This is a genomic window from Citricoccus nitrophenolicus (assembly GCF_047305825.1).
Lineage (GTDB): Bacteria > Actinomycetota > Actinomycetes > Actinomycetales > Micrococcaceae > Citricoccus > Citricoccus nitrophenolicus.
In genome coordinates, this window is the sequence record NZ_CP063070.1 from 2279214 (window position 1) to 2300815 (window position 21602).

Genomic DNA, 21602 nt, shown 5'->3' on the forward strand with positions numbered 1-21602 from the left:
GAAATTGCCTGGTCGGCTGGTGGTTGACGCCGCTGAGTGAGGGTGGATTCGGAGAGAGGCCGCGGGCAGGAGTATGATGGCGAAGCGCCTTCCGGCGGTGACCGGAAGGGTGAGGGGCCTTAGCTCAGTTGGTAGAGCGTTTCGTTCGCAATGAAAAGGTCAGGGGTTCGATTCCCCTAGGCTCCACACCGGTGATCTCTCAGGAGATCGGCGACAGCCCGGACCCATGCGTGGGTCCGGGCTTTTCGTTCGCCGGGGACGAGGGACAGGGGATTCTCCTGCCAGACGGATCGTGCCGGGCCACAGTGATCATCACTGTGGCCCGGCAGGATGGCTGTGGCCGGCCGCCCGGACTACTTCCCCGCCAGCTCCGGGTGGAACTTCGCAGTGACCTGCGGGTGCGCGCGCACGAAGCCCTTGAGCATGTTGGAGCCGAAGGACGCGAGCATGGGGTTGTCCGGATCGTCGGAGACCCCGCGCGCCTCGGCGGCCAAAGCGGCCGGCAGCTCGACGGGCTCGATCACGGCATCCAGCCGCGGCGAGTAGAAGAACGGCACGGAGTAGCGGTCCACGCCCTCGTCCGGGGCCGTGGCCCGGTGGATGGTGGCCATGAGGTAGCCGCCCGTGGCCACCTCCAGCATCTCGCCGAGGTTCACCACCAGCGCGCCGTGGATCGGTTCGACCGGCAGCCATTCGTCCTGGCCGTAGGGCCGCACCTCGAGCCCGCCCACGAGGTCCTGCAGCAGTAGGGTGATGAAGCCGTAGTCGGCATGCAGTCCCACACCCTGGGCACCGGCCTCCTTCACGCCGCCCACGTAGTGCGCCAGTTTGGCCATCCAGGCGCGGTCGCCGGTGAAGGCCTCGGCGAAATGGTCCTCGTCCAGTCCGATGGACACGCACAGGGCCTTGAGCAGGTCCTCGCCCACCCGGTCCATCAGTGCGGTCCACGCCATGGCGGTCCGCTCGAGCTCCGGCCTGTCCGCGGGCCACTGGTTCGGGCCCTGCAGATGCCAGTACTCCTCGCCGGGCCTGATCCGCTCTGCGGGCACGGGAGCGCGCTCGGGGGAGAAGTCGATCTGCTCGCGAGAGTCCGGGCGGCCCTGTGTGCGTTCGGCACCCACGGAGGAGTAGCCGCGGTAGTGCGGGGAGTTCTGGTTGTGCAGTGCCAGCTTCTCCTCCTCGGGCCGGGCGAAGAACTCAGCGGTCACCCGGAACAGCTCGTCCACCTGGCCTTCGTCTGCGCCGTAGTTGACGATCTGGAAGAAGCCCACGTGGTGGGCCGCGTGGCGCAGTCGGTCCAGGAAGTCCGGGGCGAAGGTGCCGTCCGCTGCGCGCATGGTGGACAGGTCCAGCACGGGGATGTCCAGCCCTGCCGGGCTGGCCGCGGAGTCAGGGGTCGCAGAAGTCATGGAACCAGTGAACGACGCCGGCCCCCGCCTGCGCGTGCAGGTTGCCTTGGACTACCTCGGGTGACGGGAAATCGTCACAACGTGGCGTTCGGAGAACCGTTGGTGTTTAATGCCCACTCCAGTAGAGCCTGGCCCGCCTCCTCGTGGCGGGACCCATGCGCCCCGAACCCCTTGGCGGCGAGGTCCTCCCCGGTCAGGACGGGATACGGGGTCTCGGGGACGCCGTCCTCGTGGCGGACGTCCACGTGGGTCACGCGGTCCCCGTGGGCGTGCAGCCAGTCGGCCATGGCGTAGTCCGTGCGGGAGTCCCCGCACGTGAACCACTGGACCGGCAGCTCGCCGTCCGCGGCCACCCGTTCCCAGCCCCGGGCGGCACCGAGGTCCTTGCCGCTGGAGACGTGTTCCACGTCCGAGGAGATGATGGTCGAGTCCAGCTGGAACGCCCCGCCTGCCTCCGCCCCGGTGCCTGACGAGGCGAGCAGGCCCGTCACCTCGGCCTCGAAGTGGGCCTGGGCCTCGCGGTAGCGCTCCAGCTCCAGCCCCACCGTCATCTCGGCGGAGAACATGGCCAGCTTCGTGTCGTCGTAGAACATGCTGTCCGCGTAGTCGTCCAGCAACCGGACCAGGCTGGACTCGAGATCGGCGGGAATCCGCATGTCGGAATCGACCTGCACCCAATCCGGCACCGAGGTGCCGCGCGTGGCCCGGGGCAGGCCGGCGTCGTGCCCCGGGTGTCCGGTGATGAGGGGCGTGAGCTCGGCGAAGGAGAATTGCACGGCGCCCTTCTCGCAGACCGCATGGAAGCGTGCGTCCGCCGGGAGCCCGGCGGCCAGCAAGGGGGCGGCGAGCTGCTGGAGGATGAAGTCGGCGGAGCGGCCGGTGTTGAACACCACGGGCGCGCCGCGGCCGGCCAGGTCCACCAGCGCCGTCAGGATGCCCTCGGGGACCCGGCGGGTCTCGGGGGAGGCGATGGGGCCGTCCACGTCCAGGAGCAGCCCGAGGGGCGGAAGAGAGCGCATGGCTCCAGCCTAGATGCCGGCGCCGAGGTGTTCGCCTAGTGTGGTGCGCACCATAGTCTTCCCGCACCGAAGGGGTCCTCGTGTCCAGCCCGCAGGATGTCAACCCCCGCCGCGAGGCGGACGGCCGGCGCATCTTCACGGAGAACGATCTCGGCCGCTATTTCGGGGCGGTGGATCCGCGGGTCCTGGCCCGGGACCGGCGCCGGCGTCACCGGCGGCACGCGATCGCCCTGGTGCTGGTGGCCCTGGTGGTGGCCGGGACAGCGGTCACGGCGGTGCAGGTGCTGCTCGGTGCGTGGACCATCCCCGGGTGGGAGGCGGCCCCGCCGGACGAGCCGGTCCTGTGTCCGGCCGGGGACGTCGGGTACTCGAAGGAGTCCACCGTGACCGTCTACAACGGCACCACCATCGGCGGCCTGGCCGGGGAGGTGGCCAACGCCCTCGAGGCTCGGGACTTCGTGATCGGCGGGGTCGGGAACCAGGGCTTCACCACCTCCAACATGGTGGCCGTCATCCTGTCCGGAGAGGGTGGCCGGGAGACCTCGCTGGCCATCCAGCGGAACCTCGAGGGCTCGGTCTACCGGCCGGACGATCGGGAGGAGGACACGGTGCACATCATCATGGGCACCAAGTACTCCGGGCTGGTCCCGGAGGACGCGGTGTCCACGGATCCCGGGCCGCTGGACTGCCAGCGGCTGGAGACCGAGTCCCCGGCGGCCGCCCGGGGCTGAGGCCTGCGAACCCTTCGAGGGGCGCCCGGGGGTTCACCCGCCGGAGCCGAAGACCAGCGGCACCAGCGTGTACATCACGAGCATGATCAACCCGATCGAGATCACGTTGAGCCAGATTCCCGCGCGGGTCATCTGCTTGATGGAGACCTCGCCCGAGCCGAACGCCACGGCGTTGGACGGGGTGGCCACGGGCAGCATGTAGGCGGAGCAGACGGCCAGGGTCACGGCCATGGTCATGAACAACGGATCCATGCCCAGGCCCACGGCCACGGCCCCGAAGATCGGGAAGAACGCGGCGGCGGTGGCGGTGTTGGAGGTCAGCTCGGTCAGGACCATGCCCACCACGATCACGACGAGGATGACCACCCAGGCGGGCACGCCCTGCAGGGCGCCGACCTGGTTGCCCAGCCACTCGGAGAAGCCGGTGGCGGTGAACATGGCGGACAGGGACAGGCCGCCGCCGAAGAGCAGCAGCAGGCCCCACGGAATCTCCTTGGCGGCGGACCAGCGCAGCAGGGCGGCACCGGTGCGGTCAACGGATCGCTTCTGGGCGGGGACCAGGAAGCAGGCGATCGCGGCGGCCATGGCCACCTGGGTGTCAGAGATGGTGCCCAGGAACGGCAACGCCTCCGCCACGGCGGGGATCTCCGCGATGAAGGGCACGAACACCCAGAAGACGATGGCGAACAGGAAGATGATGCCGATCCGGCGCTCGGGGGTGGTGAGCCGGCCGAGCTGGGCCAATTGGTCCTTGATCATCTGCTTGCCGCCGGGGATCTCGGAGACCTCGGCGCGGAACACGAGCTTGGTCAGGACCAGCCAGGCGATGAACACCATGACCACGGCCCACGGGACACCGATGAGCATCCACTGGCCGAACTGCAGGTCGTATCCGTGGGACTCGAGCAGGTAGGCCTTCATCAGGGCCATCGGCGGCTGGCCGATCAGGGTGGCCGTGGAGCCGATGGTCACGCCGTAGGCCACGCCCAGGAGCATGGAGGCGGCGAACTTCTTGCCGGCCGCCGCCGGATCCACGGAGCGGACCAGCTGCAGGATGGACACGGCGATCGGCACCATGATGACCGCAGTGGCGGTGTTGGACACCCAGGCGGAGATGAAGGCCGAGGCCGCCATCAGGCCGAGGACGATCTGCGCCGGCCTGGTGCCGACCATGCGGATGGTCAGCAGCGCCACGCGCAGGTGCAGGTTGGACTTCTCCGTGGCCAGGCCCAGGATCACGCCACCCATCACCAGGAACACCACCGAGTTGGCGTAGGGGGCGGCCACCTCGGCCATGGTGCCCATGCCGAACAGCGGGAACAGCACCAACGGCAGCAGGGACGTCACGGGGATGGGGGCGGCCTCGGTCATCCACCAGATCGCCATCCAGAGGGCGCAGCCGGCCACGGCGCGGCCCTCGAAGGACAACGACGCCGGCAGCACCAGTGCCAGCACCAGGCCGGCCACCGGCCCCAGGGCCAGCAACCACCAGTTGCGCCTGCCTCCGGAATCGAGGGCGTCGCCCTGCTGCCCGATCTGCGGGTCGGGCTTGGGGCCGGACTGCTGGCCGGGCTTCGGCGTGAGGGTCTCGGACGCGGACGGTGTCATCGCATTGATCCTTGAACTGGTCTGAAAGTGTGAGTCAACACACCGTACGCGGATCAATGCACGGGTAGAAGTACACATTCAGGCGTCATTGATAGGCGTGGCGTTCTAATATGTCCGGAACCGGTCTTTCACTTGTGAGTCATGTCATCCCTACGCTGGACCGGAGCCGATACCGGCATGACATTCAGAGAGGGGGTGGCGCCCGTGGACCTGCGCCAGATGCGTTACTTCGTGGCGGTGGCCGAGGAACGGCACTTCGGGAGGGCGGCAGAGCGGCTCCACATGGCGCAGCCACCCCTGTCCCAGCAGATCAAGCAGCTGGAGGCGACCCTCGGCACCCGGCTCTTCGAGCGCACCACCCGCCGCGTGGACCTCACCGATGCCGGGCAGCTGATGCTCGAGCGAGCCCGCCAGATCCTGGCCGACGTCGATGCCCTGACACAGGACGTGAGAGAGGTCGGTGACGGCGCCGCCGGCGTGCTGCGCGTCGGCTTCGTGGGATCGGCCACCTACCGGGTGATGCCGGCCCTGGTGCAGTTGGCTCGGAGCGAGCTGCCCGGGGTCCGGCTGCACGTGATGGGGGAGATGCTCACCCCGCAGATCGAGCAGAGCCTGCTGGAGAATCGCCTGGATGCCGCCGTGCTGCGCCCACCTGTGCAGTCCTCGGAGTTGCTGCTGGACACCCTGGAGGGGGACAGCCTGGTGGTGGCCCTGCCCGCACACCACCGCCTGGCCACGGGGGGCGGCCCCGTTCACCTGGCCGAGCTGGCCGGGGAGGACTTCGTGGGCTACCCGCAGGGCTCCACCGTGGCCACCATCACCTCGGAGGCCTGCCGCGGCGCTGGCTTCCGTCCGCGGGTGGTGCAGGAGGCCACGGAGACCTCGACCCTGCTGGCGTTCGTGGGGGCGGGCATGGGCCTGGCCCTCGTGCCCGACGGCGCCCGGCGGGCCGCCGCGTCCCCCGTCGCCTACCGCGAGCTCGTCACCGCGCCCGCCGTCGGCCTGGCCGTCGCGTGGAAGCGGGACAGTCTCTCCGCTCTGATCCCGGCCTTCCGCTCCCTCGTGCACCGTGCGGTGGACGAGGTCCGTCATGGCCCCGCCACCCCCGAGCCGCAAAATGACCCCACCCCCACCAAAGTGACGCCTCCCCGTCACTTTGTGCCCACCTCGACCGCATCGGACCCAGGACCCCAGGAGCGCCCGTGAAGATCACCGGCATCGAAGCCATCCCCTACGCCATCCCCTACAACCACCCGCTGGCGTTCGCCTCCGGCTCCGTGGCGACCGCAGACCACGTGCTGGTGAGGATCCACACGGACGAGGGGGTGACCGGGGTGGCGGACGCACCGCCACGGCCCTACACCTACGGCGAGACGCAGGTGTCCATCAAGAACGTGGTGGAGGAGCTCTTCGCCCCGCAGATCATCGGCCTGGATCCCTTCGACCGCGAGAAGATCCACGCCGTGATGCGCCGGACCATCCACAACCAGGTGGCCAAGGGAACCGTGGACATCGCCCTGTGGGACCTGGCCGGCAAAGCTCTGGGCCAGCCGGTGCACAAGCTGCTCGGCGGTTGGACCGACTCGATGCGCGTCTCCCACATGCTCGGGTTCAAGCCGGCCCAGGAACTGCTGGACGAGGCGCTGCGGTTCGGCGAGGACTACGGCATCACCACCTTCAAGCTCAAGGTGGGACGACGGCCCCTGTCCCTGGACATCGAGGCCTGCCGCGTACTGCGGGAGGGCCTCGGTGAGGGTGTGGAGCTCTACCTGGATGCCAACCGCGGCTGGACCGCCAACGAGGCCCTGCAGGTGCTGCAGCAGACCGAAGGTCTCGGCCTGACCCTGCTGGAGGAGCCGTGCGACGCCAAGGAGGCCATGAGCCGGCGCCGACTGGTGGAGAAGTCGCCCATCCCCGTGGTGGGGGACGAGTCCGTGCCGACGGCCGGGGACGCCTCCCGCGAGCTGCTCTCGGGTGGCTGCAACGCGATCTGCATCAAGACCGCCCGTTCCGGGTTCACCGAGGCCACCGAGATCCTGGGGCTGTGCACCGGGCTCGGCGTGGACGTGACCATGGGCAACCAGATCGACACCCAGATCGGCTCGCTGGCCACGGTCACCTTCGGTGCGGCCCACGAGGCGACCTCCCGCCGGGCCGGGGAACTCTCCAACTTCCTGGACATGTCGGATGACCTGCTCGCCGAGCCGATCTCCATTGTTGACGGCCGGATCTCCGTGCGGGACCTGCCGGGCGTCGGCGCCGAGATCAGCGAGGACAAGCTGGCCCGCTACCGCACCGACTCCTAACCCTCAGGCGCAAAGTGACGCCACCCCCACCGTTGTGACGCGGCTGCGTCACTCTGTGCCCGAGCAACAGGGCCGCGCCCGGTGCGGTGGGGTGCGGGTTGGTGCGGTGTGGTCAGGCGGACCATCGGATCGAGGCACGACGACGGCGCGGCACCCGGTTGCGCACCAGCAGTTCCGCAAACCGCTGGGGATCCAACGCGTCAGCCCAGCCCCAGCGAACGAACCGGTGGCCGAGCTCGCGGAGGGCATCCTCTCGCCGCTTCTCCCGGCGTAGCGACTCTGCAGGGTCGGCACCGGCCACGGAGTACTTGCCCCACCCGTCGGATTCTCCGATCAGACCCAGTTCCTCCCACCAGAAGTCGACCCGGTAGTCCACGCCGTCGGCGCCGGTCAGGTGGGTCTGGAGCTGCGGCAGCACGAAGCCGAGCTCGATCATCCGAGCGCGGCTCAGGGATTCCCCGGGTGATTCGCTGAGGTGGGTGGAATGCCGGAGCACTCGGTTGAGCCAGGAGGCCCCGGCGGCTGTGGCTTCACGTCGAACCAACTGCTCCAGGCCGGGGCGAGTGAGCCGGAGGCCCTCACGGTTGCGCCCGGACAACAGGCTGTCGGCGATCACGAGTGCCTCGCTGAAGTCCAGGCCGGACAAGGTGTCCACCAGATGCTCGCGGAGGTCCACGCTACGCAGCGAGGTGTGGATGCCAGGCCAGACTGGCTCCTCAAGTGTGACGGATGGTTCCCGGAAGACGTTGCGAGTCCGGTGGATGTAGGGCAGGTCCTCCGCATCCCGCAGGTGGGCCTCGTGGTACCCGGGCATGGTGGTCTGCAGCCCCGCCCGCGATGGTGTTGGGGTGACCACCTCCACGGCGGCCGGTGTCTCGACGAGGGGAACCCCCCGCAACACCAGGGCCGTGGTGCCGGTGAAGACCGGTTGGTGCCTGCGCCCCGCAACCGCCTTGACGGTGGTCATGAAGCGTTGGAAGGAGGTGGCTCCGAGCCAGGTCGCGGTGTCCACGTAGAAGCCATGGCGCACCCGGACCAGGCTTCCGGCAGCGAAGGCACGGCCCAGAGATTTCCTGGACCGGCCGCCGTCGTTCCCCGGGGTCAGCAGGGGCAGGGGAGCAAACCGCTCATACGTGTCATCCATGCGCTCCAGCATCCCAGCGCGAACCGGCCGCCCCTCACGGTTATCCACAAGCTGTGGATCACGGTGCGGGACGGCCGGTCAGCGGGGCACAAAGTGACGGGCGCGCGTCACAACGGCGGGGGCGGCGTCACTTTGCGCGCGGAGGGGTCAGGACTCGTTGACGAGCGGTCGGATGCCGCACAGGCGCATGGCCTGGCCATAGGTCTCGACCATCTGGTCCTCGATCTCCTCCGGGGTGAGCTTCTTGTTGGCGCTCTGGGTCTGCAGGGCCGGCACCGGGAAGACCTTCATGGCCTTGTCCGTCAGCACCGTGCCGCCGATGGTCGCCGAGAAGGCCTTGACCAGCTTCTGTGCCTCGCCTCCGTGGGCCATGATCGCCACCACGCGGGGGACCTTCTTGAGGAAGCGGTTGAAGGGCTTGATGCCGCTGGAGATCTTGTCCTTCGTGAGATTCAGGGCGTAGTCGTCCTGGGTCCACGGGTGGACGGTCCAGGGGATGGTGTGCTTCGGGTCCAGGCCGGCGGCAGCGAAGACGCGCAGCAGACGTTCGGCGGAATCGTCGTCATTCTCGTGGGAGAGGAAGCCGGACGCGGTGCCGGGGCCGGGCGCGGGCGTGAGCACCAGGATCCGGGCCCCGTCCACGTCGTAGAAGGGGTCCACATAGGGAATGGAACCCTTGCCTGAGGTCTGCAGGGAGTCGCAGAGCTGGGTGATCGGGGCGATGTTCTCGTCGTGTAGACGTTCTTGGCAGTCGGAGGCGTAGGCAGGGTCGGACATCTGGCGCATGGGTGCTGTCCCTCAGTGTTGATGTGTGATGCTCCGGCCGGATTGAACCGGCGCGCTGCCCCCCAGTCTACGAGCCGGTCTTCACCCGAACGGAGGACCACTCCTCCGAGAGCGGGATATTCGCGTTCAGGCGGTGTCCGCGGGCCTCGATGTCCTTCCAGATGGTGTCCCGGTTGATGTCCGAGCGACCGCCCTTCGGGTAGGCGATCCACAACAGTCGCGCGCCGAGGGCGGCCTCCAGCCAGTCGTCCAGTACCCCGTCCAATGACTTCTGGTCCTGGGCGAACAGCATGATGGCGGTGGCCTGGGTGATGTCCTGCGTCAGGGTCACGCCCTCCGGCAGTGGATCCAGCAGGGCGTGCAGGCCCTGGTGGCCCCCGCCGAGGTAGAGGGTGTCGCTCGGCTTGATGAACAGCTTCTGGGCTGTCGTCTTCGCGGACTGGGCGGGCTGAGCGGGCTGTTCCGGGGTGGTGGCCATGCCCCCATTCTGCCCCGCCCCGCGCTATCCGGGCAGGACTCACGGGGGGATTCCTGCCCGGGCCGTGCCGATCAGCGGGACGTCCATGCTGCCAAGGTCTGACATCTGACGGAGGCAGAGCCCGGTGGGGAGGGCGGGTCCGCTATTCTGCGAGTGTCATCACGCGGAGGGGAATCGCGCCAAGGACACGAAGATCATGGCTGGTTTCTGGGCAAGCAAGTCGGTGGGGGTCAAGATTGCCGCCGGGGCGGTGGCGGTAGCGGTCGTGGGAGGTGCCGCCGGCGTCGCAGTGGCGCAATCGGGTGGATCGGCAGAGGATCGCGATCAGGCGACTGTGGTCCGGGTGATCGACGGTGACACCTTTGACGCTCGAATCGACGGCGAGGTCGAACGGGTGCGTCTGCTCAATGTCGATACGCCGGAGACCAAGCATCCGGAGAAATCGGTGCAGTGTCTGGGCCCCGAGGCCGCCGATCTCCTGGAGGAGCTGTTGGCCCCCGGCGATCAAATCGATCTCGTCTACGACATCGAACGATTCGATCGCTACGACCGGACGCTGGCCGGTGTCTACAAGGACGATTCCCTGGTCAACGCCGACCTGGCCGAAGCCGGCCTGGGTGTGGCCGTTCTCTTCGAACCCAACGACCTCTTCTACCCGGAGGTGCTGGCCGCGCAGGAACGGGCCGAGGAGGCGGAGGCGGGGCTCTTCGATCCGGGCCTCGAGTGTGCACTCCCGGCTCTGGCGGAGGCTCTCCCGCCACTTGAGATTCTTCCCGGAGAGATCCCGACGGATGCCGCCGACGTGGCCTCTGCCTTGGCCGCCGCTGTACCGGTCATCGCCGCGGGAGAGGTACTGGACGGCGCCGTGGGCCTGGTGGAATCCGGCAGCCATGCAGTCCTCTCAGCCGCATACGGGGACGTGGCCCCGCGCCTGAGAGAACGGCTCGACGAAGCGCTGCCTTCCGCGCTGGCATTCCAAGAGGGTCTGTTGGCGCGCCAAGCCGAGCTGAAGCAGGCAGCCGAGGAGAAGGCGGCTGAGGAGAAGGCTGCGGCAGAGCGTGCGGCTGCGGAGAAGGCCGAGGAAGAGCGGAAGGTCGCCGAGGAGAAGGCTGCGGCAGAGCGTGCGGCTGAGGAGAAGGCCGCGGCAGAGCGTGCGGCTGCGGAGCGGGTGGCCGAAGAGCAGCGTGTGGCCGAGGCCGAGGCCGAGGCCGAAGCTGAGCGGCAGCGACAGGCAGAGGCCCAGCGCGAGGCAGAACAACAGCGGGAGGCCGAGCGCCGCCGTGTCGCTCCGCCGCAACAGGCCCCGCGACCCCAGCGACCCTCCAGCGGTTATGGGACGGACGCTGATTACCCGGGATACACCGGCCCTCGGTGCTATGCACCCGGCGGCCAGTCTTGGAGGCCTTGCTGATTCCCTTCCCCGTCAATGACCGGAGCAGGCCTGGAGGGCCTGCCCGGGGTCAGCTGGTGGGTCCGCCCGGGGTCGGTACGAGATGTGCTGACCGCCGTCGCCGGGGGAATGCGGGATCCTCTCCGTCCTCAGTCCTGCCGAGCCGTGCTCCGGTTCTCCCCGTAGGTCAACCGGAGCACGCGGCCCTCGGACTCCAGTTCGTCCCGGGCCTTCTTGGACTTCTGGACCCCGGCCACGTCCACTGGCGGCAGCTGGATGGCCACCTCTGACGGCACGCCGGCGAGCAGCTGGCGGGCCCGGGCCACCTCGGCGTCCACGTGGGCGCCGAGCAGCAGGACGATGTTGAAGACCCAGAGCACGAACAGCAGGGCCATGACCGTGCCGATGACGCCGTAGGAGCTGTATCCGGCGAATTGGGACAGGTAGATGGACATGGCCACACCCGCCACGGCGATGCCCACGATCGCCAGGACCGAACCGATGCTCAGCCAGCCGGACCTGGGCTTGCGGATGTTCGGGGTCACCAGGTAGAGCAGTGCGATCAGGCCGATGATGATCACCAGGATGACGGGCCACTTGGCCCAGGCCCAGATGGGCAGGAAGGACTCGGTGAGGAACGTGAGCGTTCCGCCCAGTCCGAGCGGTTCGGCGATGGGTCCGAGGACTCCGGTCACCAGGGACTGGTTCAACGCCAGCGAGACGAGGATCAGGACGATCCCCAGCAGCTCGGCCAGGGTGACCGCCAGCATCGTGAGGATCTGGCGGACGAACTTGCGCCCCTCGTCCACGCCGTAGACGGTGTTCATGCACCGCGCGAACGCCTTGACGTAGGCGGAGGCGGACCACAGTGCCGTGGCGATACCGATGATCAGCGCGATCACCCCGCCGGACGATGAGGAGATCATGGTGTCCACCATGTTCGTGACCAGGCTCTGGTAGTCGGAGGGGACGAATTCGACCACGAGATCCTCCACCAGTGAGGTGACCGTGTCCGCATTGTTGGCCAGCACCAAGGTGATGATGGAGAAGATCGCCAGAAGGGCCGGGGCCAGGGACAGGACCATGAAGTAGGTCAGCATGGCGGCGAGGTCAGTGCCGCCGTTGGCCCCGAACTGCTTGACGGCGCGCTTGAAGGCGTACTTCCACCCAGCGCCGTTGAGCTTGCCCGGCGTGGGCGGTGCGCCGTCGAAATCCCGGGCGGCCCGGTCCGCCGCCTCGAGAGTCGCCTCGATGGGGTCATTCGTGGACATGGTGTGTCCCCTCCGTAGTCGTCCGGCCCTCACGGTTCCAGGTGAGTTCCTGTTTCCACTCATCCTGCAGGCTCCCGCCCGGATCTGAAAGTACCGCGGGGTTTCGGGGCCGCTACAGTCGGCTGGGTGCCCTTGGAGACGAAAAGGGCAGGAAGGACAGGTACGTGGCTGTTTCCCTCACCGCTCGACAAGGGGCGTTGGCCGGACTGTTGACGGCAACCGCAGGATTCGTGGATGGACTCGCCTTCATCCACCTCGGCGGATACTTCGTCTCTTTCATGTCCGGCAACTCCACCCGCGCCGGCTCCGATCTGGCCACGGGGGATCTGCGGGGCTGGGCCCTGGCCATGGGGCTGGTGTTCTTCTTCGTGGTCGGGGTGGTGTTGTCCTCCCTGGCCGTCCATCTGCGCGAGGCCAGGTCCGGACGGCAGCTGCCGGCGGGCCCGCGGTCCACGGCAGTCTGGGTGTCACTGGCCCTCCTCCTCGCCGCGGCCGTCTGCGCCTCGGTGCCCGCCCTGCTTGTGGCGGTGCCACCCGTGATCGCCGCGGGCATGGGGGCCGTCAACGGCACGTTCACCCGGGCCGGAGAGGTGACCGTGGGGTTGACCTACATGACCGGGACGCTGGTCAAGACCGGGCAGCACCTGGCCCACGCACTCACTGGGGGCAGCCGTACCGTCTGGTTGCGGTATCTCGCGCTCTGGGCAGCCATCGCCGTCGGATCCATCGCCGGCGCCGTGACCTACCAGGCCGTTGGCCTGGCCGCGCTGTGGGTCGCCGTGCTCCTGCTCCTGGGACCGGCCGTGCTGTTGAGCCTGCGGCATCGCCGGTTGCCCTGACGCCGTCCGGGTGCGGGCGGCTCTGTCTTGCGCCGCGGACTGTGCCTGGTCGGTTAGGTTCGTTACATGATCAAGTACCTGGGCTCCAAGCGGTTGCTGGTGCCCGTGCTGGGGGCCATGGCGGACGCGGTCGGCGCCCGGGCCGCCGTCGACCTCTTCTCCGGGACCACCCGCGTGGCCCAGGAATTCAAGCGCCGCGGGATCCACACCACGGCCTCTGACCGGGCCACCTACACCGGCGTGCTGGCCGGTTGTTACATCGCCAACGACGCGCGGTCCACGGACCGCGCGGAGCTCGCCGGAATCCTGGCGGACCTCCAGGGAACGACGCCGGCCCGCGGCTATGTGACGGCGACGTTCTGCGAGCAGGCGCGCTACTTCCAACCCAAGAACGGCATGCGGATCGACGCCATCCGCCAGCGGATCGAGGAGGAGTATGCCGGGACCGACTGGTACCCGATCCTGCTGACCTCCCTGATGGAGGCGGCGGACAGGGTGGACTCCACCACCGGCATCCAGATGGCCTATTTGAAATCCTGGGCCCGGCGCTCTGGACGGGACCTCGAGCTCCGGATGCCCGAGTTGCTGGACGGACCCGGCGCCGTGGTGGTGGGGGACGTCATGGACACGGTGGACACCTTGCCTGCGGCGGACCTCTACTACGTGGACCCGCCGTACAACCAGCACCGCTATTACGCCAATTATCACGTGTGGGAGACCCTGGTCCGGTGGGACGAGCCCGAGCACTACGGGGTGGCCTGCAAGCGGGTGGACGTCCGGAACGAGGAGACCCGCAGCGTCTTCAACTCCAAGCGCACCATGCCCGCCGCGCTCGCGGACGTGCTCTCCAGGATCCGCTCCGAAGTGGTCATCGTCTCCTACAATGACGAGTCCTGGATCACCGCGGAGGCTATGGAGGACTCGCTGCGGGAGGCCGGGCATGAGGAGGTGGCCGTGCTGGGCTTCGATTCCAAGCGCTACGTGGGCGCGAGCATCGGCATCCACTCGCCCACGGGCCAGAAGGTGGGCAGGGTGTCCCACCTGCGCAACACGGAGCTGGTGTTCATCGCCGGACCGCGCGAACGGGTCGAGGCCGCCCGGGCGGCAGCCAGAGGCCGGACCGCCACAGACCGAGACGGTCAGGGCCGTCAAGACCGTCACGACAGGAGAGAATGTGTCCGCACCGTTTGAGTTCGAGATGGACCTGCGCTGGTCAGACCAGGACGCCCAGGGCCACGTCAACAACGCCAGGATCGTGACGCTGGCCGAGGAGGCGCGGATCCGGTTCCTGGCCTTCCTGGTGTCCCGGGGGGAGGACAGCGGCGAGGGAGGCAATGTGGTGGTGGCCCGCCAGGAGATCGACTACCACGCCGAGACCCGGTATGCACCGTCCATCACCCTGCTGGTGTCCGTGGTGCGCATCGGCACCAAGTCCTACACGCTGCGCCAGCAGGGGATCCAGGACGGCCGCGCCGTCTTCACGGTGGACTCCATCGTGGTCAGAACGGATGGCTCCGGTTCCTCGCGGGCACTGACCGAAGACGAGCGCGCCGTACTGGAGGCCTGGACAGTCCGGGAATAGGCACCGAGTCCTGAACGGTTATGCACCCCTGGTGCCCGTCCCGGATGATTCCCGAGGATGATGCGGCGCCGCCGTGCAACCGAAGGAGAATCACCGTGACCGAGACCATCCAGAACACCGAGGCCACCGCGCTGGAGCCAGTGGACCCGAAGGCACTGGACCTGCTGTTCCATGACGCCCGAACCGCCAACACCTTCTCGGATGAGCCGATCTCCGCGGAGACCCTGCAGGCCATCTACGAGCTCACCAAGATGGGCCCGACCATGATGAACCTGCAGTCGCTGCGCATCACCTGGGTCCAGTCCGAGGCTCAGCGGTCCCGGTTGATCGCCCACGCCGGCGGCAACAACGCGTCCAAGGCCGAGTCCGCGCCGGCCGTGGCCGTGCTGTCCTGGGACGCGGACTGGCACGAGAACTTCCCGGTGTTCTTCCCGCACGCCCCGGAGCGCAAGGAGATGTTCTCCGACGCCGACTCCCGGGCGCTGATCGCCCGTCAGAACGCCTGGCTGGCCGCCGGCTACTTCATGATGGCCGTCCGGGCGCAGGGCCTGGCTGCCGGCCCCATGACCGGTTGGGACTTCGCCGGTGTGGACGCCGATTTCAACGCTGACTCCACCTGGAACGCCTTCATGGTGGTCAACGTCGGCAAGCCCGGTCCGGACGCCTGGTTCCCGCGGCTGCCCCGCCTGGACGAGGAGCTGGCGGTCACCACCGTCTGAGGATCAGTAGTTCGAGGGCGGGTCCGAGGCGGGGAAGGACTCCTCCTCCCACTCATCCACCCGCTCGTCATCGTGCTGGTGGGCTGCCGCCTCCACGGAGTCGTCGGAGAGCGGGGGCTCCTCAAGGGTGCCGTCGCCTGAGACCTGGGGCTGCGGCTCATCCAGGCGGTCCTCTTCGGGTACTTCCGGGTTCACGTGGTCCATGGCGGGTCCTTCCTCCGAGGGCGGGGTTCCAGTGTGGCCCCTGCCGCCGGGCGGGGCAAGCACCCGGGTGCCCCGCCCCACGGGGTGGAGGCGGGGCGCTCGTCACGCTCTTCGTGCGGACCGGCGGGACGTGAAGGACAGGATCAGGTACACCAGCGCACCGGCGAGGAATCCCCAGAACGGGGCGGCGATGTCCGCCACGGTCAGCCCGGAGGCCGTGACGGCCAGGGTGACGACGCCGGCCTCGAGACCTGCGGGGCCGCGCCGCCCGCCGCTGCCGGCCGGCTTGACCACGTCAGTCAGTGCCCCCTGCAGCGCCCCGATCAGGGCCACCCCCGCGGCGGCGGTGACCAGTTGTTCGGGAACCGCGCCCAACAGCTCCACGATGTTCTGGCCGGCGAAGCCGAAGGCCACGAAGAACACCCCACAGGAGATGCCGGCGACGTAGCGGCGGGCGGGGTCCTCGTGCGCCTCCCGGCCGCAGCAGATCCCGGCCGTGATGGCCGCCAGGTTGATGGAATGGGCCCCGAAGGGGGCGAAGAGCACCGAGCTGGCTCCCGCGGCACCCAGGAGCAGCCGGTCGTTCGCCGCATAGCCGTTCGAGTGCATCATGGCCAGCCCGGGGCCGTTCTGCCCGGCCATCGTGACGATCAACAGGGGGATGGAGATCCCCATGATCGCCTGCAGGTCGAAGACCGGAGCGGTCCACAGCGGCATGGTGAGGTTGGCGCTGAGCTGCGGGGCCGTCGTCGAGCCCGTGGCCAGAGCGAGGCCGGCACCCACGGCCAGGGCCACCAGCACGGCATACCGGGGCACCAGGCGGCGCCCGATGAAGTAGGCCAGCACCAGCCCACCGGCCACCACGGGCGCCTCGGCGGAGGCGCCGGCGGCATCGAGGACGAACGGCAGCAGGACTCCGGCCAGGACTCCGGCCATGATCGGCCGGGGGAGGGCCTGGAGGAGCCGCCCGAACCATCCGGTGGCCCCCAGGACGATGGTCAGGAGGCCGGTGACGATGAAGGCCCCGATGGCGGCCGGGTAGTCGTAGCCGCCCAGGGTGGTGATCAGCAGCGCGGCACCCGGAACGGACCAGGCCACCACCACGGGCTGGCGGGTCACCAGGCTCATGGCCACACAGACGATGCCGCTGCCCACGGAGATGGCCCAGACCCAGGACGCCGTCTGCGCGGGATCGAGCCCGGCCCGTTGGGCGGCGCCCAGGACCACGAGCAGCGGCCCGACATAGGAGATCGCCACCGCCACGAGCCCTGCGACCACGGCGGAAACGGAGACGTGCCGCCACGCCGGGCGGCGGGCGGTGGTGATGCCGGGAGGTGGATCGGTGAGCTGGGTCACGCAGGTCACGGTACGGCCCCGGGGCCTGCGTGCGCCAAGAGGGAAGTGGTGCTGATTCAGACGCTTTCGCTACGACCGCGACCCCCTGGGTCAGCCCTAGGGGAATACCTGATGTGACTGGGGTCACCGAACTTCAGACTTGCTGGATACGCATCTGGGGAAGCCTTCCGGCCGCCGCATTCGACAGGCCGGTGCCGTCCCTCCCCGTCCAGAAGGAGTACGACATGACCGAGAACCTGACTCACGTCCGGGACGTCCTCACGGACGCCGTGGTGGACGATCGCGAGAAGGGCATCATCCGGGCCAAGCGCGAGATCTTCACCGACGAGGAGGTCTTCGAACTGGAGATGAAGCACCTCTTCGAGGGCAACTGGGTGTACCTGGCCCACGAGTCCCAGATCCCGAACATCGGCGACTACTTCACCACCTACATCGGCCGCACCCCCGTGATGATCACCCGGGACAAGGAGGAGAACCTCAACTGCATCGTCAACGCGTGTTCGCACCGCGGGGCCATGCTGTGCCGGCGCAAGACGGACAACCGCACCACCTTCACCTGCCCGTTCCACGGCTGGACGTTCAAGAACTCCGGGGAGCTGCTGAAGGTCAAGGACGGCCGCAACGGCGGGTACCCGGAGGGCTTCAACACCAACGGCTCCCACGACCTCACCAAGGTGGCCCGCTTCGAGTCCTACCGCGGCTTCCTCTTCGGCTCCCTCAACGCGGACGTCCTGCCGTTGGAGGAGCACCTGGGCGATGCCACGAAGGTCATCGACTCGATCGTGGACCAGTCCCCGGACGGGCTCGAGGTGCTGCGTGGGGCCTCCACCTACACCTATGACGGCAACTGGAAGGTCCAGGCGGAGAACGGGGCGGACGGCTACCACGTGACCTCCGTGCACTGGAACTACGCGGCCACCACCGCCCGCCGCACGGCCGGGGACTCCGCCAACACCACCAAGGCCATGGATGCCGGCAAGTGGGGCAAGGTCAAGGGCGGGTTCTACTCCTACCCACACGGCCACCTGCTGCTCTGGCAGGAGTGGACCAACCCGCAGGACCGCCCGCTGTGGGACCGCCGTGAGGAGCTGGTGGAGAAGTACGGGGAGGAGATGGCGAACTTCATGATCAACATCTCCCGCAACCTGTGCCTCTACCCGAACGTCTACATCATGGACCAGTTCTCCTCCCAGATCCGCCACTTCCGGCCGATCTCCGCGGACCAGACCGAGGTCACCATCTACTGCATCGCCCCGAAGGGCGAATCGGCCGAGAACCGCGCCAAGCGCATCCGCCAGTACGAGGACTTCTTCAACGCCACCGGCATGGCCACCCCGGATGACCTGGAGGAGTTCCGCTCCTGCAACAAGACCTACTGGGCCACCAGCGCCAAGTGGAATGACATGACCCGCGGCTCGACCCACCAGATCGAGGGCCCGGACGAGCAGGCCGCGGCGCTGGGCATGACCGGGGTCATCGCCTCCGGCGCCCGCACCGAGGACGAGGGGCTGTACCCGATCCAGCACCAGTACTGGCACTCGGTCATGGAGCAGGCGGTCACCGCCGAGGAGTCCGCGGCCGTGGAGTCCGGCAGCGAGGCAGCCGCCACCGAGCCGGCGCTGGCCTGACCGATTCCCGCAGACGTCCGCGAACCGCACGAGGAGCAACCCACCATGACCACCCACGCCACTGCGGAGCCCACCGCCGTACCCACTGCCAAGACCGTCGAGGACGTCATCACCCTCGAGACCATCCGCGCCTTCCTCTACAAGGAGGCCCGGCTGCTCGATGACCGCCAGTTCGACGAGTGGCTCGAGTGCTACCACCCGGACTCCGAGTTCTGGATGCCGGCCTGGGATGACAACGACGAGCTGACCGAGGACCCCCAGTCCGAGATCTCGCTGATCTACTACGAGAACCGGGGCGGGATCGAGGACCGGGTCTTCCGGATCAAGACCGACCGTTCCTCCGCCACCTCCATGCCGGACCCGCGCACCGGGCACAACATCACGGACGTGGAACTGGTGGAGCGGGACGGGGACACCGTGAAGGTCCGGTTCAACTGGTTCACGCTGTACTACCGCTACCAGTCCGTGGACACGTACTTCGGGACCAGCCACTACACGATCGACCTCTCGGGGCCGGAGCCGGTGATCCTCGGCAAGAAGGTCGTGCTGAAGAACGACTACATCCACCACGTGGTGGACATCTACATGATCTGAGCGGTCCGGCCGCACACCGGACACCCCACCACGAGACCCACAGAATCACCCAGGAGGACATCATGGGCCATCAGGTAGCCCTCAGCTTCGAGGACGGCGTCACCAAGGTCGTCAAGGTCGGCGACTTCGAGACCATCATGGATGCCGCCTACAAGGCGCGCATCAACATCCCCTCGGACTGCCGCGACGGGGCCTGCGGGACCTGCAAGTCCTTCTGCGACTCCGGCACCTTCGACCCGGGCGACTTCATCGACGATGCCCTGACCGAGGACGAGCTGGAGAAGGGGTTCCTGCTGACCTGCCAGGCCGTCCCGGAATCGGACATGATGATCCAGGTCCCGGCCACGGCGGAGTCCGCGAAGACCTCGGCCGCCGCGTTCACCTCCACCCTGAGCCAGCTGGACAAGCACTCCGAGTCCACCATCTCCTTCACCCTGGACGTGCAGGACCGCGAGGAGCTGGCGTTCCTGCCGGGCCAGTACGTGAACATCAAGGTCCCCGGCGCGGACGCCGAGCGCTCCTACTCCTTCAGCACCGGTCCGGAGGATGAGAGCTCCTCCTTCATGGTGCGCATCACGCCCCAGGGTGCCATGTCCGAGTACCTGCGGGACCGTGCCGCGGTGGGGGACACCGTGGAGTTCAGCGGGCCGTACGGCTCCTTCTTCCTGCGCGAGCCCAAGCGGCCGCTGCTGCTGCTGGCCGGCGGCACCGGGCTGGCGCCGCTGATGTCCATCCTGGAGAAGCTCAGCGCCAACCCGCCCGCGGATCCCGTCCACCTGATCTACGGGGTGAGCCGCGAGGCGGACATCGTGGGCCTGGAATGGCTGCGCGCCTACGAGGAGAGGCTGCCGCAGTTCACCTGGGACCTCATCGCCTCGGAGGAGGGCACCTCGGCGCCCCACACCGGCTACGTCACCCAGATCATCGAGCCCCAGCACCTGAACGACGGTGACGTGGACATCTACCTCTGCGGGCCGCCGCCCATGGTCAACGCCGTGGCCAAGTGGCTGGACACCGAGGGCATCGAGCCGGCTAACTTCTACTTCGAGCGGTTCGCGCCCAAGGAGGCCACCGGCGGGGACGCCGAGACGGGTGCCCCGGCCTCCGCCGAGCAGGTCCGGTCCGAGGGGGACACCCTGACCCGGTCCGAGGCCGTCTCCTCCCTGACCACCGGCCGCCTGTCCTTCCGCAAGGAGGACAGCTACGCGCAGCTGGACGCCCGGATGGGTCTCGAACTGGCCATCTCCGGGCTGATGGTCGGCCGGCTCACGGACGAGCAGCTCCAGCAGTTCCGCCGCCTCGCCGAGGCCACCGCGGCCTGCGTGGGGGAAGGCACCGTCACGGACCCGGAGGAGTACGTGAAGACCAACGAGGCCTTCCACGAGTACCTCTTCACCATCTCGGACAATCCGGTCCTGCTGGAGTCCTACCGCCGGCTGGACCTCAGCGAGCAGATGTTCGCCACCTTCGAGCAGGGCACCGAGATCTTCACCCGGGTGGCCCAGGACCACCTGGACGTGGTCCAGGCCTTCGAAAACGGTGACGGCGAGCGGATCCGCGAGATCGTCATGGCCCACGCGCGGGACGCCAAGGACACCATGGCCACGGCCATCGACGTGGTCGAGTCAGGTTCCGGCGGCTCACGGCAGGGGCACGACGCCGGCCCGGCGGGCTCCGCGGCCGGCTCGACTGGCGCGGCGGTCGCCTGATGGCGGCCCCCTACGCCGGTCAGTTCATCACCCCGGGGCGCTTCGCCGGCAAGGTCGCGGTGGTCACCGGGGCGGCCCAGGGGATCGGTTCGACGGTGGCCGAGCGGATCGGTGCCGAAGGCGGCACGCTGGTGCTCGTGGACCGCGCCGAGTTGGTCCACGAGGTGGCCGCCGCCCTGACGGAGCGCGAGGCCTCCACCGGGTCCGGGGGATCGGCCACGGCCGTCACCGCCGACCTGGAGACGTTCGCCGGTGCCGAGGCCGCCGTGGCGGCGGCGGTGGCCGCGCACGGCCGGGTGGACGTGCTGGTGAACAACGTGGGCGGGGCCATCTGGATGCGCCCCTTCGAGACCTTCAGCGCAGAGCAGATCGAAAGGGAGGTCACCCGGTCCCTGTTCCCCACCCTGTGGATGTGCCGCGCCGTGCTGCCCACCATGCTCGAGGCCGGCCAGGGCACGATCGTCAACGTGTCCTCCAACGCGACCCGTGGCATCCACCGGGTGCCCTACTCCGCAGCCAAGGGTGGGGTGAACGGCATCACGCAGGCCCTGGCCATGGAGACCGCCGAACGCGGGATCCGGGTGGTCGCCACCGCCCCCGGCGGCACCCAGGCGCCGCCCCGCACCGTCCCGCGCGGCCCCGGCCCGGAGGGCGCCCGCGAGGAGCAGTGGATCCAGGACGTGGTGGACCAGGTGACCCAGTCCTCCTTCATGAAGCGCTACGGCACCCTGGACGAGCAGGCCGCGCCGATCGTCTTCCTGGCATCGGACGAGGCCTCCTACGCCACCGGGAGCATCTTCCCGGTGGCCGGCGGCGACCTCGGCTGAGC

Annotated in this window: 21 protein-coding genes and 1 tRNA gene; 13 read left to right on the plus strand and 9 right to left on the minus strand. The window is 68.6% G+C overall.

The window, feature by feature from the left end; all coding sequences use genetic code 11:
- Positions 1–113 precede the first annotated feature (113 nt).
- Positions 114–186, plus strand: a tRNA-Ala gene (locus IMT31_RS10510).
- Positions 187–353: 167 nt separating this feature from the next.
- On the opposite strand, the gene IMT31_RS10515 is transcribed toward IMT31_RS10510, so the two are convergent.
- Both IMT31_RS10515 and IMT31_RS10520 read right to left on the minus strand, forming a co-directional pair.
- Positions 354–1409: an isopenicillin N synthase family dioxygenase gene (locus IMT31_RS10515; RefSeq protein ID WP_413542721.1), complete on the minus strand. Its 1056-nt coding sequence runs from the start codon at positions 1407–1409 to the stop codon at positions 354–356.
- A gap of 74 nt (positions 1410–1483) precedes the next feature.
- Entirely contained in the window at positions 1484–2428 is a 945-nt protein-coding gene (locus tag IMT31_RS10520) for a haloacid dehalogenase (RefSeq protein WP_413542722.1), read from the minus strand.
- An 80-nt stretch (positions 2429–2508) separates the two neighbouring features.
- On the opposite strand from IMT31_RS10520, the gene IMT31_RS10525 reads away from it, so the two are divergent.
- Positions 2509–3159: a LytR C-terminal domain-containing protein gene (locus tag IMT31_RS10525; protein ID WP_345362496.1), complete on the plus strand. Its 651-nt coding sequence runs from the start codon at positions 2509–2511 to the stop codon at positions 3157–3159.
- A 33-nt stretch (positions 3160–3192) separates the two neighbouring features.
- Here IMT31_RS10525 and IMT31_RS10530 read toward each other — a convergent pair whose 3' ends face one another.
- Positions 3193–4767, minus strand: coding sequence for an SLC13 family permease (locus IMT31_RS10530; RefSeq protein ID WP_413542723.1), 1575 nt, complete (start codon positions 4765–4767; stop codon positions 3193–3195).
- 177 nt (positions 4768–4944) lie between these two features.
- Here IMT31_RS10530 and IMT31_RS10535 point away from each other — a divergent pair, with 177 nt between their 5' ends.
- A complete protein-coding gene (locus IMT31_RS10535) occupies positions 4945–5973 on the plus strand; it encodes a LysR substrate-binding domain-containing protein (RefSeq protein WP_413542724.1) in 1029 nt (342 codons plus the stop codon).
- The gene (locus IMT31_RS10540) at positions 5970–7073 is read left to right on the plus strand and encodes a mandelate racemase/muconate lactonizing enzyme family protein (protein WP_413542725.1); all 1104 of its coding nucleotides are present in this window, start codon (positions 5970–5972) and stop codon (positions 7071–7073) included. Before IMT31_RS10535 ends, IMT31_RS10540 begins: the two co-directional genes overlap by 4 nt.
- Positions 7074–7185: 112 nt before the next feature.
- On the opposite strand, the gene IMT31_RS10545 is transcribed toward IMT31_RS10540, so the two are convergent.
- From IMT31_RS10545 to IMT31_RS10555, 3 genes are all read right to left on the minus strand, one after another.
- Positions 7186–8217 (minus strand): hypothetical protein, encoded by a 1032-nt coding sequence (locus IMT31_RS10545; RefSeq protein ID WP_413542726.1) that lies wholly within the window; start codon positions 8215–8217, stop codon positions 7186–7188.
- A 147-nt stretch (positions 8218–8364) separates the two neighbouring features.
- A complete protein-coding gene (locus tag IMT31_RS10550; RefSeq protein ID WP_345362481.1) occupies positions 8365–9003 on the minus strand; it encodes a hypothetical protein in 639 nt (212 codons plus the stop codon).
- 67 nt (positions 9004–9070) lie between these two features.
- Positions 9071–9481: a DUF3052 domain-containing protein gene (locus tag IMT31_RS10555; RefSeq protein ID WP_413542727.1), complete on the minus strand. Its 411-nt coding sequence runs from the start codon at positions 9479–9481 to the stop codon at positions 9071–9073.
- 196 nt (positions 9482–9677) lie between these two features.
- Here IMT31_RS10555 and IMT31_RS10560 point away from each other — a divergent pair, with 196 nt between their 5' ends.
- On the plus strand, positions 9678–10892 hold the full coding sequence (locus tag IMT31_RS10560) for a thermonuclease family protein (RefSeq protein WP_413542728.1): 1215 nt from the start codon (positions 9678–9680) through the stop codon (positions 10890–10892).
- Between the two features lie 128 nt (positions 10893–11020).
- Here the strand turns inward: IMT31_RS10560 and IMT31_RS10565 are convergent, their stop codons facing one another.
- The gene (locus IMT31_RS10565; RefSeq protein WP_345362472.1) at positions 11021–12142 is read right to left on the minus strand and encodes a YihY/virulence factor BrkB family protein; all 1122 of its coding nucleotides are present in this window, start codon (positions 12140–12142) and stop codon (positions 11021–11023) included.
- Between the two features lie 164 nt (positions 12143–12306).
- Here IMT31_RS10565 and IMT31_RS10570 point away from each other — a divergent pair, with 164 nt between their 5' ends.
- The 4 genes from IMT31_RS10570 (at position 12307) to IMT31_RS10585 (ending at position 15282) form a co-directional block, all read left to right on the plus strand.
- A complete protein-coding gene (locus IMT31_RS10570) occupies positions 12307–12981 on the plus strand; it encodes a YoaK family protein (protein WP_345362469.1) in 675 nt (224 codons plus the stop codon).
- Positions 12982–13047: 66 nt separating this feature from the next.
- Positions 13048–14172, plus strand: coding sequence for a DNA adenine methylase (locus IMT31_RS10575; protein ID WP_345362466.1), 1125 nt, complete (start codon positions 13048–13050; stop codon positions 14170–14172).
- A complete protein-coding gene (locus IMT31_RS10580; RefSeq protein WP_413542729.1) occupies positions 14156–14563 on the plus strand; it encodes an acyl-CoA thioesterase in 408 nt (135 codons plus the stop codon). The genes IMT31_RS10575 and IMT31_RS10580 overlap by 17 nt, the downstream gene beginning before the upstream one ends.
- A gap of 95 nt (positions 14564–14658) precedes the next feature.
- Positions 14659–15282, plus strand: coding sequence for a malonic semialdehyde reductase (locus IMT31_RS10585; RefSeq protein WP_413542730.1), 624 nt, complete (start codon positions 14659–14661; stop codon positions 15280–15282).
- Positions 15283–15285: 3 nt separating this feature from the next.
- On the opposite strand, the gene IMT31_RS10590 is transcribed toward IMT31_RS10585, so the two are convergent.
- Together IMT31_RS10590 and IMT31_RS10595 are read right to left on the minus strand one after the other, a co-directional pair.
- Complete coding sequence (locus tag IMT31_RS10590; RefSeq protein WP_345362457.1) at positions 15286–15486, minus strand: hypothetical protein; 201 nt, start codon at positions 15484–15486, stop codon at positions 15286–15288.
- Between the two features lie 102 nt (positions 15487–15588).
- Entirely contained in the window at positions 15589–16842 is a 1254-nt protein-coding gene (locus IMT31_RS10595) for a benzoate/H(+) symporter BenE family transporter (RefSeq protein WP_413542731.1), read from the minus strand.
- 224 nt (positions 16843–17066) lie between these two features.
- Between IMT31_RS10595 and benA the strand changes: the two genes are divergently transcribed.
- From benA to IMT31_RS10615, 4 genes are all read left to right on the plus strand, one after another.
- The gene (benA, locus tag IMT31_RS10600) at positions 17067–18470 is read left to right on the plus strand and encodes a benzoate 1,2-dioxygenase large subunit (protein ID WP_413542732.1); all 1404 of its coding nucleotides are present in this window, start codon (positions 17067–17069) and stop codon (positions 18468–18470) included.
- A 45-nt stretch (positions 18471–18515) separates the two neighbouring features.
- On the plus strand, positions 18516–19064 hold the full coding sequence (gene benB / locus IMT31_RS10605) for a benzoate 1,2-dioxygenase small subunit (RefSeq protein ID WP_413542733.1): 549 nt from the start codon (positions 18516–18518) through the stop codon (positions 19062–19064).
- 62 nt (positions 19065–19126) lie between these two features.
- Positions 19127–20773, plus strand: a complete 1647-nt coding sequence (gene benC / locus IMT31_RS10610) for a benzoate 1,2-dioxygenase electron transfer component BenC (RefSeq protein ID WP_413542734.1) — start codon at positions 19127–19129, stop codon at positions 20771–20773.
- Positions 20773–21600: a 1,6-dihydroxycyclohexa-2,4-diene-1-carboxylate dehydrogenase gene (locus tag IMT31_RS10615; RefSeq protein ID WP_413542735.1), complete on the plus strand. Its 828-nt coding sequence runs from the start codon at positions 20773–20775 to the stop codon at positions 21598–21600. Before benC ends, IMT31_RS10615 begins: the two co-directional genes overlap by 1 nt.
- Positions 21601–21602: the final 2 nt, after the last annotated feature.

What these genes read in the sequence shown, in the direction of transcription:
- benC (WP_413542734.1), top strand. Translation starts at nt 19,127, where the DNA reads ATGGGCCATCAGGTAGCCCTCAGCTTCGAGGACGGCGTCACCAAGGTC.
- IMT31_RS10535 (WP_413542724.1), top strand. Translation starts at nt 4,945, where the DNA reads ATGACATTCAGAGAGGGGGTGGCGCCCGTGGACCTGCGCCAGATGCGT.
- IMT31_RS10545 (WP_413542726.1), bottom strand. Translation starts at nt 8,217, where the DNA reads ATGGATGACACGTATGAGCGGTTTGCTCCCCTGCCCCTGCTGACCCCG.
- IMT31_RS10520 (WP_413542722.1), bottom strand. Translation starts at nt 2,428, where the DNA reads ATGCGCTCTCTTCCGCCCCTCGGGCTGCTCCTGGACGTGGACGGCCCC.
- IMT31_RS10590 (WP_345362457.1), bottom strand. Translation starts at nt 15,486, where the DNA reads ATGGACCACGTGAACCCGGAAGTACCCGAAGAGGACCGCCTGGATGAG.
- IMT31_RS10575 (WP_345362466.1), top strand. Translation starts at nt 13,048, where the DNA reads ATGATCAAGTACCTGGGCTCCAAGCGGTTGCTGGTGCCCGTGCTGGGG.
- IMT31_RS10565 (WP_345362472.1), bottom strand. Translation starts at nt 12,142, where the DNA reads ATGTCCACGAATGACCCCATCGAGGCGACTCTCGAGGCGGCGGACCGG.
- IMT31_RS10530 (WP_413542723.1), bottom strand. Translation starts at nt 4,767, where the DNA reads ATGACACCGTCCGCGTCCGAGACCCTCACGCCGAAGCCCGGCCAGCAG.
- IMT31_RS10515 (WP_413542721.1), bottom strand. Translation starts at nt 1,409, where the DNA reads ATGACTTCTGCGACCCCTGACTCCGCGGCCAGCCCGGCAGGGCTGGAC.
- IMT31_RS10555 (WP_413542727.1), bottom strand. Translation starts at nt 9,481, where the DNA reads ATGGCCACCACCCCGGAACAGCCCGCTCAGCCCGCCCAGTCCGCGAAG.
- benB (WP_413542733.1), top strand. Translation starts at nt 18,516, where the DNA reads ATGACCACCCACGCCACTGCGGAGCCCACCGCCGTACCCACTGCCAAG.
- IMT31_RS10560 (WP_413542728.1), top strand. Translation starts at nt 9,678, where the DNA reads ATGGCTGGTTTCTGGGCAAGCAAGTCGGTGGGGGTCAAGATTGCCGCC.
- IMT31_RS10615 (WP_413542735.1), top strand. Translation starts at nt 20,773, where the DNA reads ATGGCGGCCCCCTACGCCGGTCAGTTCATCACCCCGGGGCGCTTCGCC.
- benA (WP_413542732.1), top strand. Translation starts at nt 17,067, where the DNA reads ATGACCGAGAACCTGACTCACGTCCGGGACGTCCTCACGGACGCCGTG.
- IMT31_RS10550 (WP_345362481.1), bottom strand. Translation starts at nt 9,003, where the DNA reads ATGCGCCAGATGTCCGACCCTGCCTACGCCTCCGACTGCCAAGAACGT.